The organism is Aureibaculum marinum (assembly GCF_003813905.1).
In the GTDB taxonomy this organism is placed as follows: Bacteria; Bacteroidota; Bacteroidia; order Flavobacteriales; family Flavobacteriaceae; genus Aureibaculum; species Aureibaculum marinum.
Map to the genome: position 1 here is coordinate 1 of NZ_RPFJ01000007.1, position 17,595 is coordinate 17,595.

Consider the following 17,595-nt stretch of genomic DNA (forward strand, 5'->3'; position numbering starts at 1 on the left):
ATTGACGGTAAAGACGGTGCCAAAGGTGATAAAGGAGATCAAGGTGAAAAAGGTGAACAAGGAATACAAGGATTAACGGGTGCTACTGGTGCTCAAGGTCCTAAAGGTGATACCGGAGCAGCTGGTGCAGACGGAACTAACGGTACAAATGGTATTGATGGTAAAGATGGTGCCAAAGGCGAAAAAGGTGATCAAGGCGAAAAAGGTGAACAAGGAATCCAAGGATTAACAGGTGCTACCGGTGCTGATGGTGCAGACGGAACTAACGGTACAAATGGTATCGATGGTAAAGATGGTACAAAAGGCGAAAAAGGAGATCAAGGTGAAAAAGGTGAACAAGGAATTCAAGGATTGACAGGTGCTACTGGTGCTCAAGGTCCCAAAGGTGATACTGGGGCAACTGGTGCAGACGGAACTAACGGTACAAATGGTATCGATGGTAAAGATGGTGCCAAAGGCGATAAAGGTGATACGGGTACCAAAGGCGAAAAAGGTGATCAAGGTGAAAAAGGTGAACAAGGTATTCAAGGTATTCAAGGATTAACGGGTGCTACCGGTGCTCAAGGTCCTAAAGGTGATACGGGTGCAGCTGGTGCAGACGGAACTAACGGTACAAATGGTATCGACGGTAAAGACGGTGCCAAAGGTGATAAAGGAGATCAAGGTGAAAAAGGTGAACAAGGAATTCAAGGATTAACGGGTGCTACCGGTGCTCAAGGTCCTAAAGGTGATACGGGTGCTGATGGTGCTGATGGTGCAGACGGAACTAACGGTACAAATGGTATCGATGGTAAAGACGGTGCCAAAGGTGATAAAGGAGATCAAGGCGAAAAAGGTGAAAAAGGAATCCAAGGATTAACAGGTGCTACTGGTGCTCAAGGTCCTAAAGGTGATACCGGTGCAGCTGGTGCAGACGGAACTAACGGTACAAATGGTATCGACGGTAAAGATGGTGCCAAAGGTGATAAAGGTGATCAAGGTGAAAAAGGTGAACAAGGAATTCAAGGATTGACAGGTGCTACTGGTGCTCAAGGTCCTAAAGGTGACACGGGTGCAGCTGGTGCAGACGGAACTAATGGTACAAATGGTATCGACGGTAAAGATGGTGCCAAAGGTGATAAAGGAGATCAAGGCGAAAAAGGTGAACAAGGAATACAAGGATTAACAGGTGCTACTGGTGCTCAAGGTCCTAAAGGTGATACCGGTGCAGCTGGTGCAGACGGAACTAACGGTACAAATGGTATCGATGGTAAAGATGGTGCCAAAGGTGATAAAGGAGATCAAGGTGAAAAAGGTGAACAAGGAATACAAGGATTGACAGGTGCTACTGGTGCTCAAGGTCCTAAAGGTGACACGGGTGCTGATGGTGCTGATCTTACTGGAACTAAAGGCTCTATATTTTTTGCTGATACGGATGGTAAACCTACTGAAGACAATGCTAATTTATTTTATGATGATACTAATAACAGATTAGGTGTTGGAACTAAAACACCTTCAGAAGCTTTAACAGTTAAAGGTGCTGCCATAATAGGCGATACAAATCTTGATTCTACTTTAGGTGGACAAGGTGCTTTCCAAGCTGCCAGTCCTTTAAATAATGCAGGTTTTGTTGCAACTCCTTGGGTATATGCAAGAGCCATTGAAGGAGATCAACGCGGAAGTGCTGCGACAATGATTACTCTTGGTGGTCAAAATGGATTTACAAGCAATGATCAAATCGGTTTTATAACACAAGGTCAACAAAGAATGATAGTTAATAGCAATGGTAATGTTGGTATTGGTACAACAATACCTAATGAAAAATTAGAAGTAAATGGAAGTATCAGAATGACTGATGGTAATGAAGGTGTTGGCAAAGTTATGGTAAGTGATGCGAACGGTACAGGATCTTGGGAAGACCCTTCTAGTCTTGCAGATAATGACTGGACGGTTTCAGGTAATAACCAATATTCGGCTGTATCAGGTAATGTAGGAATAGGTACAAATGCACCTCGTTATAAATTAGATATAAACTCAAGTTCAACAGGTAGTGTTTCAACGCAAGTAGGTACAAACATTTCTAATACAGTAGCGGGTAGTGCATCTTCAAACTACGGTATTTATTCAAATAGTACTCCTACTTCAACAGGTAAGGTAAGTAATAACTATAGTGTATTTGGTGATGTTAATATGCCAAGTGGAGCAACAATTACGAACACCCATGGTTTATATGGCCGAAATACAATTGCAGGTACCGTAACTGGTAGTGCATATGGTGTAGTTGGTACTGTAAATATATCAAGTGGCGGAAGCGTTGGGGCAACATCTATTGGAGGTAACTTTAATGTTGCTGTTGCTAGTGGTGCAACAGGTAGAACTGTATACGGCATTTATAATACAGCTAGGCATGGCGGTACTGTAACTGCATCCAATTATGGTATTTATAATTATGTACAACCTACTTCTGGTGGTAGCATTGGGGGATCAAATTTTGGTACTTACAACAATGTAACTATTCCTGCTGGTTCAAAAGTGGGGGGTAGCAATTATGGTACCGTTAATTTAACTGATATTTATGGTGATGTTGCTGGACACAACTATGGCTCACAAAACTTTTCTAGAGTAAGAGGTACGTTAGGCGGTTCAAATTATGGAGTATATACGCATACAGGTCATGTTGGAGGTAAAGTAACAGGTGCTAACTTTGGTGTTTATTCGTATACACCTGGTAATGCAAGTTCTTCTGTTGGGATCAATTATGCAGGGTATTTTAATGCAGATCATTTAGGCGAAGTAAAAGGTGCTAACTATGGTATTTATTCTATTGCTAGAACGAGAAATACAGGATCAATTGGTGGAAGCAATTATGGAGCCTACATTCATGCGGGTTCAACTGGTGGTACTATAGCAGGAAGTAATTTTGGTGTCAGAGTGATTATGAGTTCTACCGGTGTAGCAGCTAATACTTGGGGTATTTATCAAACAGGGGATACCAACACAAAAAACTACTTTCAAAATCAAGTTGGAATAGGAACTACGGGAGGAACGGGAGCATTAAATGTAAATGGTGTTGCTATGAAAACTGGTGGTGGTACTTGGGCCGTTCTTTCAGACAGACGTTCAAAAGATAATATCTTAGATTACAACAAAGGTTTAGATGAATTGCGTCAATTAAGACCTGTAAGTTTCCAATACAAAAAGGAATTAGGTTTTGGAGACAAAACATATGTAGGCTTTATAGCTCAAGAAGTTGAAAAAATTGTTCCTACTATGGTAATAGAATCAGAAATGCACGGCATTAAAGATTTTAAACAAGTAGATGCTAATGAAGTTACTTTCATGTTAATTAACGCCGTTAAAGAATTAGAAAATAAAAATAAATCTTTAAAGGAAGAAAACAAATCCATGAAAGATAGACTTGATGCTTTAGAGAAAGCCATTTTAGAATTACAAAATAAATAAGAAATGAGCAAAAGTATAAATAGTTTATTTATAGTAATCCTATTTACTGTACTTCAACAATTAAATGCCCAAGAAGCATTTCATAATTTTGGAGATATTCAAATACATGATACTGGTAAAATAGGATTTCATACCGACCTAGTTAACGACGGTATGTTTAATAACAATTTGGGACTAGCAGGATTTTACGGAGAGAATCAATTAACCGTTTCAGGTACATCAATTGCTGAGTTTTACAACTCAGAAATTGATGTTCTAGATGGTCTATATCTAGAAACATCAATGGGTGTTTACAATACTCTTGAATTTATAAATGGAAAAGTTTTTACTCCAAGAACCGATTCTAATATAACATTAGATTTTTTACAAGCCAATTACAAAGGTGAGTCTGATTTTGAACATGTAGATGGGTATGCTGCTCTTTTTGGGGCTATAGATTTCACTTTTCCGATTGGTGATGAAGATAAATTAAGACCCTTATCTATATCGAAACCAAACTCAATATCAAATTTTAAGAGTGCCTATTTTTATGAGAATCCTAATAGTCCTACTACATTTACAACTCTTTTTGATACCAATAGCTTTGCCCCTATACTTTCTAAGGTAAATGACAAAGAGTTTTGGGATTTAGATGGAGATGAACCTGTAGAAGTTACTCTTACTTGGGATTTGGATAGTGATCTTAAAAACCTAACCGATGATATTGAATTGTTAAGAGTGGTAGGTTGGAATACAAAAACACTAAGATGGGATAGTTTAGGTAGAAATGATGTTTCTGGAGATTTAGAAGAGGGAGACATTACTTCTGTTTCATTTGTACCAGATGATTATGAAGTACTCACAATAGCTGCTGAACCAGCTGGAAATGATTTTACTATAAACACTGGATTCTCACCTAATGGAGATGGATTGAATGACCATTTTGAAATAACAGGATTAGATTTATCTCAAGAAAATTCAATTGAAGTTTATGACCGCTGGGGCAAATTGGTTTACGAAACTGAAAATTACAATAACGATTGGGGAGGTATTTCAGAAAATAGTTTAACTATTGATAAAGGAATAGTTGTTCCGGTTGGCACATACTTTTTTATTCTTAAATTAAAAGATAAAGTAACTAACAAATATAAAACTTATAGAGGTTGGGTTTATATCAATTATTAAGCTAAAACATCATTTTTGGGAGTAGTAGGATTATATCCGAAATCAGTATCAGGCAATTCAATGCCTAATTGAGAAATAATGTATCCTATACTCGCAAAATGGTGAATAGCGTGGCTATGAGCTTGAGATAATATTGCTCCTATAGTATACTTTGTTTTAACTGTACCCAATCCTAAATCATCTATAACGTAAACTTCATCATCTAAATTGGTATTTTTTAGCTCTTGTAATTTACCAATAATATCATTAAAATATTGAAGACCCGCATCTGTTTTAAGCTCTGCTTCTTGATTCCGTTTTCTTATAGCCAAATTGATATGTTTATTTTCTAACCCACAAAAAACACAATCAAAAATATCTAAAACATGACGTATATGAACACCAATACTTGAATGGTAAGGTTTTACAGAGGTATTAGAATATTCACTGTCACTTATAGCGTTTAGTAATTTAACTCCTCTATTTAAATTATTTACAATAGCATCAATCATAGTAAAATTTTAACCTTAATTAACAAAGATAATAATTTATTTGTGCTAAATAGATTTTAGGTTTTAGAAAAGAGATTATAAAAAATATATAGGTAAGTTACATCTTTAATAAGGTTACCAAACCTAATAATAAAAACAATCCGCTTAAAATATAATTAATGTTTGAAGCAATAAATTTAGCTCTTTTAGAAATTAAATTTGCAAAATACACATACATATAAAATATACTTAAAGATCCTAAAGAAGCACCAATAACGAATAATGAGATATAGGGTTGTTTCATAACCAATGTGCCATTAGCAGTAAAATAAGTAGAAAGTCCAAAATAAAAAGGAATGGCTAACATATTTATTGATGACATAATAATACCAATTAAAAACATATTACCTTTTTTAACTTTTCCTTCAGCTTTAAATTTTTTTCTAGCTTGAGTAAAAAAGAAAATGGCTAGTAGAAAAAAAACAACGATTGCCCCAACTCTTAAGTTATCTAATATATGAAGGTTTTTACTAATATAATTGGCAAATAACAATGCTATTGTAGCCTGAATTAAAACTACAGAAGCCGCACCTGTTGCAAATAAATATCCCGCTTTCTTACCTTGTTCAATAGCGGTTCTTACAGCTGTCATATTCAACATTCCTGGTGCCAACAGCCCAACAAAAGCAGAAAAAAAACCTAATAATAGGGGTAATATAAAATCCATATTATAACCTAAAATACTTTTTTATTAACACATTAATATCTTCTGATATATTTAATTTATATATGGTAAAAATATAAACTATTGTAATTATTAATGATTTTAAAACCATATTCACTATAGGGTGAAAAGGAATAGTAATTGAATAAAAAATCAAAAATAATATTGAAATAATTGTTAGTACAAGTATTGTTTTTTTTGTAAAAGGTTGCATGTTTAACTTTAATTGCACATAAATAATTTTAACTGTACTAAAAATTAAAACCACAATTAAAGTAGCCAAAGCTGCCCCATCTATACCCAAAAGCTGAATTAACCATCTATTTAAAAAAACAACACTTATTGCCATGGCAATTGAAAAATAGAAAAATACTCTATAATGGTTAGAATTTGTTAAAATAGCACCATTGGTACCTAATGATAACTTATAAAGTTCAGCTATAGAAATCATTAACACAATCATTCCACCAACAGCATATTCAGGTTTATTAATAAAGGCATATAAATCATTAATATTTAAATTAATTAACAAAAACAATAATCCACCAGCTACTAAAAGTGTAATTGAACTTTTTTTATAAAGATTTTCTACTTCTTTTAAATTATTACTATTAAGTTCTTTAGCCGTAAGCGGATTTATAATTTGCTGCATTGCACGCGAAGGAATAGCAATTACAGATGCTATATAAATACCAACTGCATAATAAGCAACTTCAGCAATTTGTTCCATTTGTGGAATCATAAACTTATCTATATCTAATAAAATTCCACTTGCAGAACCTGCTAATATGATATAAAAAGAATACGATAAAATCTCTTTACTGTTTTCTGGAAATTTTATAATAAAATCAGGCTTATATAATTTAAAAGCCGAAAACATCATTATTAACATTCTAATACCATAAACAATTACAATAGCATAAATGAATTGCACATCTGTAATCCATTGCAGATAAACACCAACTAATAAAATAGAAGTACATATACGTGAAAAAATTTCCTTTAAAAAATTACCAAAAACAGATTTATATTGAATTTTACTAAATGCATAAAATACTTCAAAATATCCCATAAAAATCGCTGTTAAAAAAATGAGATACGTATACGGCTTAATAATGTTATTTTCCTTAGACAGCCAATTGGCTATAGTTTCATAAAAAAAACTACCTAAAATTGCTAATGGTATTATAATAAATAAAGGAAGTAGCAACGCCGAAGTTAAAAACTGATCTTGCTCATATTTAGTTCGATATGACGTATAAAATTTAATAATCGTATGCTGCATTCCTAAAACCAATAAAGGCAATAAAATATTAGCTGTTGATAATAAAAAAGTATTTAAACCATAATAATCTTCATGCAGAAAATGGGTATACAAAAACAGAACATTTATTCCTCCAATGGCAAATCCTAAAAATAAAATTAAGGTATTGGTAAATGATTGCTTTAATACGATGCCCATTAGAGATTTTGTTAGTCTTTTTTAAAGTTATTTTTAAAACAAGTATTATTTAAATGATAAAAATAATTATTATTAATGGCTCAAAAAAAATAATAATACCACTACTAATTATTATGGCTATAATTTATGCTATAGAGATTAATTTTTTTGTTAAATAATTAAATCTAATAAAAAGTAGTACCCCTGAAGCGGTTAAACCTGCTAACAATCCTAACCAAATACCTACACTTCCATACATAGTTTCCTTTCCTAAATAAAATGAGATAGGAAAACCTATGAGCCAATATGCCACAAAAGTAATAAGGGTTGGTATTCTTACATCTTGCATTCCTCTTAATGCTCCTAATACCACTACTTGCAACCCATCAGAAATTTGAAAAACAGCTGATACTAATAATAATTTAGCTGCAATACTTACAACTTCAATATTATCTATTTGATTCAATACATCATGCTCATCTATATAAATACGAGGTAAGTCTTGATTAAATATTAAAAATAATAATGCAAAAATTATATCTAGAAAAAAAGTTAATAAAAAGATAGAAAATGCTACACGTCTCAAATCTTTAAAGTTTTTTAACCCTTTTTGGTTACCTACTCTAATCATTGCTGTTACACTTAATCCCATAGCCACCATAAATGTCATAGAAGATAAATTTAAGGCTATTTGATTAGCCGCTTGTGGGTTTTTACCCAAAACACCACTTAACCAAATTGCAGCAGTAAATATGGCTACCTCAAAAAACATTTGTAAAGCCGAAGGAAAACCAAGACTTATTATTTTTTTTAAAATATTTTTCTTGATGTTATTAAAATTAAATCTCTCAAAATAAGGCTTAAACTTGTCTTTAGATTTTAATAACAACCAAATATATGTTAACATTACAACTCTTGAAACTAAGGTTCCTATTGCAGCTCCAATAATCCCCATTTCTGGAAAACCAAATTTTCCAAAAATTAACAAATAATTAAGTACAACATTTATCACATTTGCTATAATTGTAGCATACATAGAATATTTGGTTTGTGACAACCCATCAGCAAACTGCTTAAATCCTTGAAAAATTATAAGAGGAATTAATGAAAAAGCCACTAAATCTAAATAAGGCATAGCCAAATCTACCACTTCTGAAGGTTGATCCATTTTATACATTAATGGTTTTATAGCTAACAACACCGAAAATAAAACCACACCTAAAATGGTACATAAAATTAATCCATGATTAAATGCTTGCTTTCCTTTAGAAATGTTTTTTTCACCATCAGCCTCAGCAATCAAAGGTGTAATTGCAGTAGAAAAACCAATGCCTAAACTCATTGCTATAAAAACAAAACTATTTCCTAAAGATACAGCAGCCAATTCTGCTGTACCTAATTGACCAACCATTATATTATCTATAAAGCTAACTAATGTATGCCCAATCATACCTAACATAACAGGGTATGCCAGCTTTAAATTATAGCGAAATTCAGATGTATATGCTTTTAAGTTCAATTTTCAAATTTTAACGTTGGCAAAGGTAATAGATTTTAAGAGAGCACAAACCATAAATCAAAAATACCTAAACAAAATACAATAACTGATAATCAACACTTTAAACTACTTACATCAAAAAAAATAACAATAAGAAAACACTTTAATCAATTATTTTTCCTCTAACTATTTAACAAATAATGATAAATCTAAAAAGTAATATCGTTAAAAACAAGATTTAGCTCTTTCATAAAAGATTAAAATGCCTAATATACTGGAATTTAAGTTTTAAATAAATTCTACATACTTCATATTTCACTTTTTCGTAGAATACTGATTAAGAAAATCTATAAAAAAACAAATAAGAATTTAAATTATTATTTTATTTAATTTTTACTAATAATTTTTATTTTTACAACAAATATCGATGCAACATTAAGAATATCATATAATTTTAACTCAATTAACAACATATAAGCAATTAAAAATAAGACATCTATTGATTAAAATTAATAATAACAACTCTAGATGTACTAAATTTTATTTTTATTAGTTAAGTACTTACCAATTTATATTTAAACCTATGAAAACCCTAATAAAATATAGTTCAATACTGCTGTTATTAGTTTTTTTTGTTTCATGTTCAGAAGATGATAGTAATGAAATGATTGTAGAAGTAAGCATTACAGATGCTATACTATCATTAGTAAATGAACATAGAGAAAGTAAGGGGCTCGAAAAATTAGTTAGAAATAGTACTGCTGATAATTTAGCAATAGAGCATAGTAAATATATGATTTCCGAAAACAAAATCAGTCACGACAATTTTAAAAATAGAACTGACAACCTAAAACAAATGGAAAAAGCACAAGGGATAGGTGAAAATGTGGCATATGGATACTATACCGCAAACGAAGTAGTAACTGCTTGGTTAAAAAGTTCTATTCATAAAGAGAATATTGAAGGAAATTTCACTCATACTGGAATTGCCGCAGTAAAAAACGCTAAAGGCACATATTATTTTACTCAATTATTTTATAGATAATATACTAAAAGTTAAATTTTACTGTTATATAATTCAACCAAAAAAAGAAATCGACCCGCTAAATACTTATTTATAATTTTCTGATACTAATCAGAACCAAAAACCGTAAAAATCCCATTTCTATATTAGAAATGGGATTTTTACTTTTAATTCAGTTTAAGGTTGTAATATAACGGATTTCAGGGGGGTTGTAAGATTAAGAAATAACTACATTTGTATACTACAAACCTATATCAAATATTATGACAGCTTTTTTATTGATACTTATTTTAGTTTTACTAATTGTTTTGAGTAATAAAACGAGTGCTAATTATACTGTTTTAAAAAGAAGCATAGACGAACTAAGCCAAAAAATTGATAATTTAAGCAAATATCAGTTTCAAGAAAAAGAAACTCAAAAAGCAAAATTTGACTCCCCTCAAAAAACCTCTATCATTAAAGAAGAAAAAGTTGAAGAAAGTAAAAAACAGATAGAAACGGAAAAAGTTACTCCTCCTACTAAGAAAGAAATTGAAGAAGTAACAGAAATAAATCTAAGCAATGCTAATTATACTTCAAAACCAATAACTAACGATTCTGAAAAAGTTCAAGAACCAATAAACGAACCTGAAGAAATTCAAAGCCCTACTCCTACCCGGAAATCTTTTTGGCAAAAGTTTAAAGAAAAAAATCCAGATTTGGAGAAATTTATTGGTGAAAACCTAATTAATAAAATTGGAATATTGATACTTGTTTTAGGTATAAGTTATTTTGTAAAATATGCTATTGATAAAAATTGGATAAATGAGCCTGCCCGAGTAGGTATAGGTATTTTAGCGGGTGCATTAATTCTAGTAATTGCTCATAAACTACGTAAAAAGTATAGTGCTTTCAGTTCTGTGTTAGTTGCAGGGTCTATAGCTATATTATATTTTACCATTGGCATTGCTTATCATGAATATCAATTATTTAATCAAAATATAGCCTTTACCTTAATGGTTATAATTACTACTTTTAGCAGTATCATATCTATATCGTACAACAGAATAGAATTAGCCATTCTCTCTTTAATAGGTGGTTTTGGTGTTCCTTTTATGATTAGTAGTGGTACTGGGAATTATATTGTTTTATTTACTTACATTTTTATTCTTAATATTGGTATACTAGCAATAGCCTATTATAAAAAATGGAATTTAGTTAATATACTGGCTTTTATTTTTACTACTTTATTATTTGGCGGCTGGTTTATTAAAGAAATGGCCAGTGATCAACCACAGTATTTAGGAGCCCTGCTTTTTGCTTTTGCTTTCTATCTTATTTTCATCATTACTAATATTATTAACAACATATCAACTAAAGGCTCTTTTTCTAAAATACAACTAGGTATATTAATCTTTAACACGTTTATATTTTATAGTATTGGTATGGTAATTTTTAATGAATACCATACCGAATTAAAAGGATTATTTACTGTTGGATTAGGCGTTCTTAACTTTATATATGCATGGCTACTCTATAAAAAGTTTAAATTAGACAAAATAGCTGTTTACTTATTGATTGGCCTAACTTTAACATTTATAACCTTAGCAATACCAATTCAATTTGAAGGAAATTACATTACTCTATTTTGGGCAGCAGAAGCCGTTTTATTAATGTGGTTAGCAAAAAAATCTAAAATTAAAAGTTATCGATTTGCTTCTGCAATAGTACATGTTTTAATGCTTGTTAGTTTAGCAATGGATTGGGAACAAAAATACAATAGTGTAACTACCTTAACTATTGTTATCAATCCTATATTTGCTACTGGACTTTTTGGAATAGCCTCATTATTTTTAGTGTATTATTTATTAAAAAATGAACATGAGTCTCTACACAAATGGAAACTCACTTTTAATCCTAATGTTTATCGTAATTTAATTTTTACTGCCGGAATTTTATTGAGTTACTTTGTTGGTTTGTTTGAAGTTTTATATCAATCTTTCTATTTTATAGATAATATTGCTTCTGCACTTTCAATTCCTGCAATTTATCATTTACTTTTTACTGCAATAGTATCATTTATTAGTTATAAAAAGAGAACTCTGATTGGCAATCAACTTGTAAATGTAATAGCCATTTTTAATATTATAGTATATCTATTCTCTATTTCAATATTAACTTATGGAGAACATAAAGCGTATTTAGTTTCTGGAATAAACATAGAAATTGCATTTTATTTACACTACCTATCACTTGCTTTAATATGCTTCTTTGGGTATTTAATTTATATAACCAATAAACTACAACTAACTTTTCCTGTATATAAAAAAAAGGCCTTTATTTGGATTGCTGCTCTAGTTGTAATTTATATTTTTAGTAACGAAGTGATGTTACACGGTTTAAAAATTTTAAATTCACCTGTAACAGCCATAGAAGTAGAAGCGAGTGAATATTACGATTTATACAAAGATAACCTCAACTATCTATACGATTCAATAGCTACATCAACTATAAATCAGACTAAACTAAAAATAATTAAAACAAGTTTTCCTGTATTGTGGGGTATTCTGGCTTTTATATTTTTACTAATTGGTATAAAAAAACAAATAAAAACATTGCGTATTATCGCGTTAGTTTTATTAGCAATTACCATTGTAAAATTATTTTTATATGATATAACTAATGTTTCTGAAACTGGTAAAATTATAGCATTTATCCTATTAGGTATATTAATACTAATAATCTCTTTTGTATACCAAAAAATAAAAGTTCTAATAATTGATGATGATAAATTAAAACATGAAAATGAAGACAATTAATTTTATTCTATTGCTATTATTTTCAACGTTTGTTACTGCCCAACAATATGTAATGGGTACATTAAGCAACGTGAATAATGATGGGTTATATGAAATAAGAATACCGAATGAAATACGTTCTTTTTCTAATAGAAATTTAAGTAATTTTAGAATTGTAGATGATTCTGATAATGAGATTCCTTATTTTATTCGTCATAAAGACGAGACTATTACAATCAATAAATTTGAAAAATTTGAAATTATTACAAAACAAATAGTTAAAGATTCTATTTCTGTTTATGTGATAAAATCTCCTTATAAAACACTAAACCAACTGGTTCTTGAAATTGCGAATTACAATGGCTCCAAAAATTATAAACTATTAGGAAGCAACAATCAAAAAGAATGGTTTGGAATTGTAAACAGTTCAAGTTTATCAGAATTACAACATCCTAACAAAACTTCTATTTTTAAAAGAATTTCTTTTCCTAAGTGTACGTACAGTTATTTAAAAATTATTTTTAATAACACCAATTCATTGCCAATAAACATATTAAACATAGGAAATTCTAAAAATAGTTATAGAAATGAACCGCTACAAGAAGTTAAATATACTTCAAAGGTGATTACAGAAATTTCAGATAAAAAAATTACAAAAGTTCATTTTGACTTTAAAAATAAAGAAATTATCAATCAGGTTTTCTTTAAAATAACTAAACCTGAACTTTACAATAGACGTGCTAAAATTTATAAAATAGACACTAGAGAAGTAAAAGGAAAAAAGGAAAATTATAAACAGTATATTACTCAATTTTACTTAAATTCAAATAGCACAAATAGCTTTAAAATACCCGAATTACATGAAAATAATGTTTATATAGAAATTGAGAATAAAGATAATAGTCCTTTAACAATTAAAGATGTACTTTTTTACCAAAACCCATTATACATTGTAGTTCCTTTAAAGGCCAATAAAACGTATACTGTAAAAACAGGAATCAAAAGTTTAAAAGCACCGCAATACGATCTTTCTTTTTTTAAAAATGAAATTTCAAATACATTACCAAGAGTCGATATAGAACATATAGAAATTAAAAATATGCCTACTACCCCTTCTAAAATAGCAACTGATTTTTGGAAAAAACCTTGGTTTATGTGGCTTTGTATTGCTATTGCTGGAATAGTTATATTCTATTTTACAATAAGTCTAGTAAAAGATTTAAGAAAAGACAATTAATGTTTTACACTTTTTTCAATAAATTTTATAAAAAAATCCCATTTCAAATATTGAAATGGGATTTTTTAATTTATTAGATTACCAATACTTGGTTAATCTTCTTTTACTTCTTCAAAATCAACATCTTGTACATCATCACCTTCAGCAGTTGAACCTTCAGCTCCAGCAGCATCTCCTGCACCTGCAGTAGCTCCACCGGCCTGTCCTTCTTGTTGAGCTTTATACATTTCTTCAGAAGCAGCTTTCCAAGCTTCATTTATCGTTTCCATGGCAGCATCTATTTGTGCCAAATCTTTAGATTCATGTGCTTTTTTCAATTCTGCTAAAGCAGACTCAATTGGTTCTTTTTTATCTGCAGATAATTTATCTCCAAACTCTTTCAATTGTTTTTCAGTTTGGAAAATCATTGCATCAGCACCATTGATTTTTTCTGCAGCTTCTTTAGCTTTTTTATCAGCTTCAGCATTAGCCTCAGCATCTGCTTTCATCTTTTTAATTTCTTCTTCTGATAATCCTGAAGAAGCTTCGATACGAATATTATGCTCTTTACCTGTACCTTTATCTTTAGCAGATACATTAATAATACCATTGGCATCAATATCAAAAGTTACTTCAATTTGAGGTACTCCTCTAGGTGCAGGTGGAATTCCATCTAAGTGAAAACGACCAATAGTTTTGTTATCACCAGCCATAGCACGTTCACCTTGCAACACATGAATTTCTACTGATGGTTGATTGTCTACCGCAGTTGAAAATACTTGTGATTTTTTAGTTGGTATTGTTGTATTGGCCTCAATTAATTTAGTCATTACATTACCCATAGTTTCAATACCTAAAGACAATGGAGTAACATCTAATAACAATACATCTTTTACATCACCTGTTAATACTCCACCTTGAATTGCAGCACCAACCGCAACTACTTCATCAGGGTTTACCCCTTTATGTGGATCTTTGCCAAAGAATTTTTTTACTTCTTCTTGAATTTTTGGAATACGAGTTGATCCACCTACTAAAATTACCTCATCAACATCTGAAGTACTAAGATCTGCATCTTTTAAAGCTGCTTTTACAGGCTCCATAGAACGTTTTACTAGACTGTCTGATAATTTTTCAAACTGTGCTCTAGTTAATGTTTTTACTAAGTGTTTAGGACCACTTGCAGTAGCCGTTACATATGGTAAATTAATTTCAGTTTGTGTACTAGATGACAACTCAATTTTCGCTTTTTCTGCAGCTTCTCTTAAACGTTGTAAAGCCATTGGATCTTTTCTAAGATCTATATCTTCCTCTTTTTTAAAGTCATCTGCTAACCAATCAATAATAACTTGATCAAAATCATCACCACCTAAATGTGTATCACCATGTGTAGACAATACTTCAAAAACGCCATCTCCAATTTCTAGAATTGAGATATCAAAAGTACCACCACCTAAATCATATACTGCAATTTTTTTATCTTGACCTGATTTGTCTAAACCATAAGCTAAAGCAGCAGCGGTTGGCTCATTAATTATACGACTTACTTTTAAACCTGCAATCTCACCTGCCTCTTTCGTAGCTTGACGTTGTGCATCATTAAAATAAGCAGGAACTGTAACAACTGCTTCTTTTACCTCTTGACCTAAGTAATCTTCAGCCGTTTTTTTCATTTTTTGTAATACCATGGCAGATATTTCTTGTGGCGTATAAAGTCTGCCATCAATATCAACTCTTGGGGTATCGTTATCTCCTTTAACCACTTTATAAGATACTCTTTCTGCTTCTTCTTTAGATTCAGAATATTTGTTACCCATAAAACGCTTAATAGAGTAAATTGTTTTTGCAGGATTAGTTACTGCTTGTCTTTTAGCAGGGTCACCAACTTTACGTTCGCCACCTTCAACAAATGCTACTATAGAAGGTGTTGTTCTTTTACCTTCTGCATTAGGGATAACAACGGGCTCATTCCCTTCCATCACAGAAACACATGAGTTGGTTGTTCCTAAATCTATTCCTATAATTTTACTCATAATATATGTATTAAATTTTTAGATTATAATTTTTGATTACTGATTCTTAATAGTCAATCATTATGCCAACGAAGATATTTTAAGATTTTGACAGTATTTTTTTTACATTAATGACAGAGTGGCAGATTTAAAATCTAAAAAAGTAAACTTTTACGCTTTTTCATACAGTTAAACTGATAACATTTTCTTTTTACATCATATTTTTTTAACTTTTTCATCAGTTAGTACCATTCATTTCTTTTGTCTATTTTTGATTATTCAAACACTAACTATACTCTATGGAATGTATTTCTGTTTTTGATATGCTTAAAATCGGTGTGGGCCCGTCTAGTTCTCATACTTTAGGCCCCTGGAGGGCTGCTGAACGTTGGATTAAAGAATTAAAGACCTCTAAAAAATTTGACAAAGTTCAAAAAATAACTGTTGATTTATATGGTTCTTTATCTCTGACAGGTAAAGGACATGCTACTGATTATGCTGTACTTTTAGGTTTAAGTGGTGCTGATCCTGAATTGATACCTATTGAAAGTATAGAAAATACTATTGTTTCTATAAAAAACAGTAAAACAATACTCTTTAATAATGAAAAACCACTCCCATTTAATCCTGATACCGATATTATTTTTAATAAAAAATTTTTACCGTACCATGCCAATGGAATAACATTTACAGCCTTTGTTAATGGTAAAAAAATTCGCTCTACTCTTTACTCAATTGGTGGTGGTTTTGTAGTAAAAGAAGAACGAAAAAACTCTAAAAAAAACAAGCAAATATTTCTAAATACGTTTCCTTATCCAATTCGATTAGCCACAGAATTATTAACCTATTGTAAAGATTTGAACTTACCCATTTCTGCAGTAGTTCTAGAAAACGAAAAATCTATTAAACCGTTAGAAAAAATAGACTATGAGTTTCATCGTATTTGGAATACGATGTTAGAATGTATGTATATAGGCTGTCATACTGATGGAAATTTACCTGGCGGATTAAATGTTCGTAGACGAGCTTTTGATATTCATAAAACTTTAATTGGTACAACCCCTTACAAAACACCACAAGAATGGTTAGTTGCCATTAGAAAAACAGAAGTTAAATTTAGACAAATACTAAAATGGGTTAGTTGCTTTGCTTTAAGTGTTAATGAGGTAAATGCCTCTTTAGGCAGAGTGGTAACTGCTCCTACCAATGGTAGTGCAGGTGTAATACCTGCTGTATTAATGTATTACATGGTAATAGAAAATCACAATGCTGATTTTGAACATATTAAAAAATTTTTATTGGTAGCAGGTGAAATAGGAAGTATCTTTAAAAAAGGGGCTACCATTTCTGCAGCTATGGGTGGCTGTCAAGCAGAAATTGGCGTGTCATCTGCAATGGCAGCTGGTGCATTAACAGAGTTATTAGGTGGCACCCCTGATCAGGTATTAATTGCTGCAGAAATTGCTATGGAACATCATTTAGGATTAACTTGCGATCCTATTGGTGGTTTAGTTCAAGTACCTTGTATAGAACGAAATTCTATGGGAGCCATTAAAGCAATTCATGCTGCAGAATTAGCTTTAGATACAGATCCTAAAAATGTAAAAGTACCTTTAGACAAAGTGGTAAATACTATGTGGGAAACAGCAAAGGACATGAATACAAAATATAAAGAAACTTCTACTGGAGGTTTAGCTGTTAATGTAGCGTTGTCAGATTGTTAATTAAATTTATATTCAAACTGTCAAAGTAACAGCTTTTATCATCTAAATTTTACATTAAAAAGTTTCATGTAATAGAAAAATCTACAACAAGTTTTATTATTCTT

The 17,595-nt window shown here is 31.1% G+C and carries 11 protein-coding genes; 6 read left to right on the plus strand and 5 right to left on the minus strand.

Going from position 1 to position 17,595, the window contains the following annotated elements:
* Both EGM88_RS06610 and EGM88_RS06615 read left to right on the plus strand, forming a co-directional pair.
* A partial coding sequence (locus EGM88_RS06610; RefSeq protein WP_123897195.1) for a tail fiber domain-containing protein occupies positions 1-3,441 on the plus strand: 3,441 nt, incomplete at its 5' end.
* A 3-nt stretch (positions 3,442-3,444) separates the two neighbouring features.
* The gene (locus EGM88_RS06615) at positions 3,445-4,605 is read left to right on the plus strand and encodes a gliding motility-associated C-terminal domain-containing protein (RefSeq protein ID WP_123897196.1); all 1,161 of its coding nucleotides are present in this window, start codon (positions 3,445-3,447) and stop codon (positions 4,603-4,605) included.
* Here EGM88_RS06615 and EGM88_RS06620 read toward each other — a convergent pair.
* The 4 genes from EGM88_RS06620 to EGM88_RS06635 all read right to left on the minus strand — a co-directional run bounded on the left by EGM88_RS06620 (position 4,602) and on the right by EGM88_RS06635 (position 8,759).
* Positions 4,602-5,096, minus strand: a complete 495-nt coding sequence (locus tag EGM88_RS06620; RefSeq protein WP_123897197.1) for a DinB family protein — start codon at positions 5,094-5,096, stop codon at positions 4,602-4,604. The genes EGM88_RS06615 and EGM88_RS06620 overlap by 4 nt on opposite strands.
* A gap of 97 nt (positions 5,097-5,193) precedes the next feature.
* Entirely contained in the window at positions 5,194-5,802 is a 609-nt protein-coding gene (locus EGM88_RS06625; RefSeq protein ID WP_123897198.1) for a LysE family translocator, read from the minus strand.
* A gap of 1 nt (position 5,803) precedes the next feature.
* Complete coding sequence (locus tag EGM88_RS06630; protein WP_123897199.1) at positions 5,804-7,261, minus strand: oligosaccharide flippase family protein; 1,458 nt, start codon at positions 7,259-7,261, stop codon at positions 5,804-5,806.
* A 124-nt stretch (positions 7,262-7,385) separates the two neighbouring features.
* Positions 7,386-8,759: an MATE family efflux transporter gene (locus EGM88_RS06635; protein ID WP_203229441.1), complete on the minus strand. Its 1,374-nt coding sequence runs from the start codon at positions 8,757-8,759 to the stop codon at positions 7,386-7,388.
* Positions 8,760-9,321: 562 nt separating this feature from the next.
* On the opposite strand from EGM88_RS06635, the gene EGM88_RS06640 reads away from it, so the two are divergent.
* The 3 genes from EGM88_RS06640 (at position 9,322) to EGM88_RS06650 (ending at position 13,776) form a co-directional block, all read left to right on the plus strand.
* The gene (locus EGM88_RS06640) at positions 9,322-9,783 is read left to right on the plus strand and encodes a CAP domain-containing protein (RefSeq protein ID WP_123897200.1); all 462 of its coding nucleotides are present in this window, start codon (positions 9,322-9,324) and stop codon (positions 9,781-9,783) included.
* Positions 9,784-10,025: 242 nt separating this feature from the next.
* Entirely contained in the window at positions 10,026-12,560 is a 2,535-nt protein-coding gene (locus EGM88_RS06645; protein ID WP_123897201.1) for a DUF2339 domain-containing protein, read from the plus strand.
* A complete protein-coding gene (locus EGM88_RS06650; protein ID WP_123897202.1) occupies positions 12,547-13,776 on the plus strand; it encodes a hypothetical protein in 1,230 nt (409 codons plus the stop codon). The genes EGM88_RS06645 and EGM88_RS06650 overlap by 14 nt, the downstream gene beginning before the upstream one ends.
* 92 nt (positions 13,777-13,868) lie before the next feature.
* Here EGM88_RS06650 and dnaK read toward each other — a convergent pair whose 3' ends face one another.
* Positions 13,869-15,788: a molecular chaperone DnaK gene (gene dnaK, locus EGM88_RS06655; protein WP_123897203.1), complete on the minus strand. Its 1,920-nt coding sequence runs from the start codon at positions 15,786-15,788 to the stop codon at positions 13,869-13,871.
* A gap of 278 nt (positions 15,789-16,066) precedes the next feature.
* On the opposite strand from dnaK, the gene EGM88_RS06660 reads away from it, so the two are divergent.
* Positions 16,067-17,491 carry an L-serine ammonia-lyase gene (locus EGM88_RS06660; protein ID WP_123897204.1) on the plus strand — a complete coding sequence of 475 codons (1,425 nt, stop codon included), beginning with the start codon at positions 16,067-16,069 and terminating at the stop codon, positions 17,489-17,491.
* Positions 17,492-17,595 lie beyond the last annotated feature (104 nt).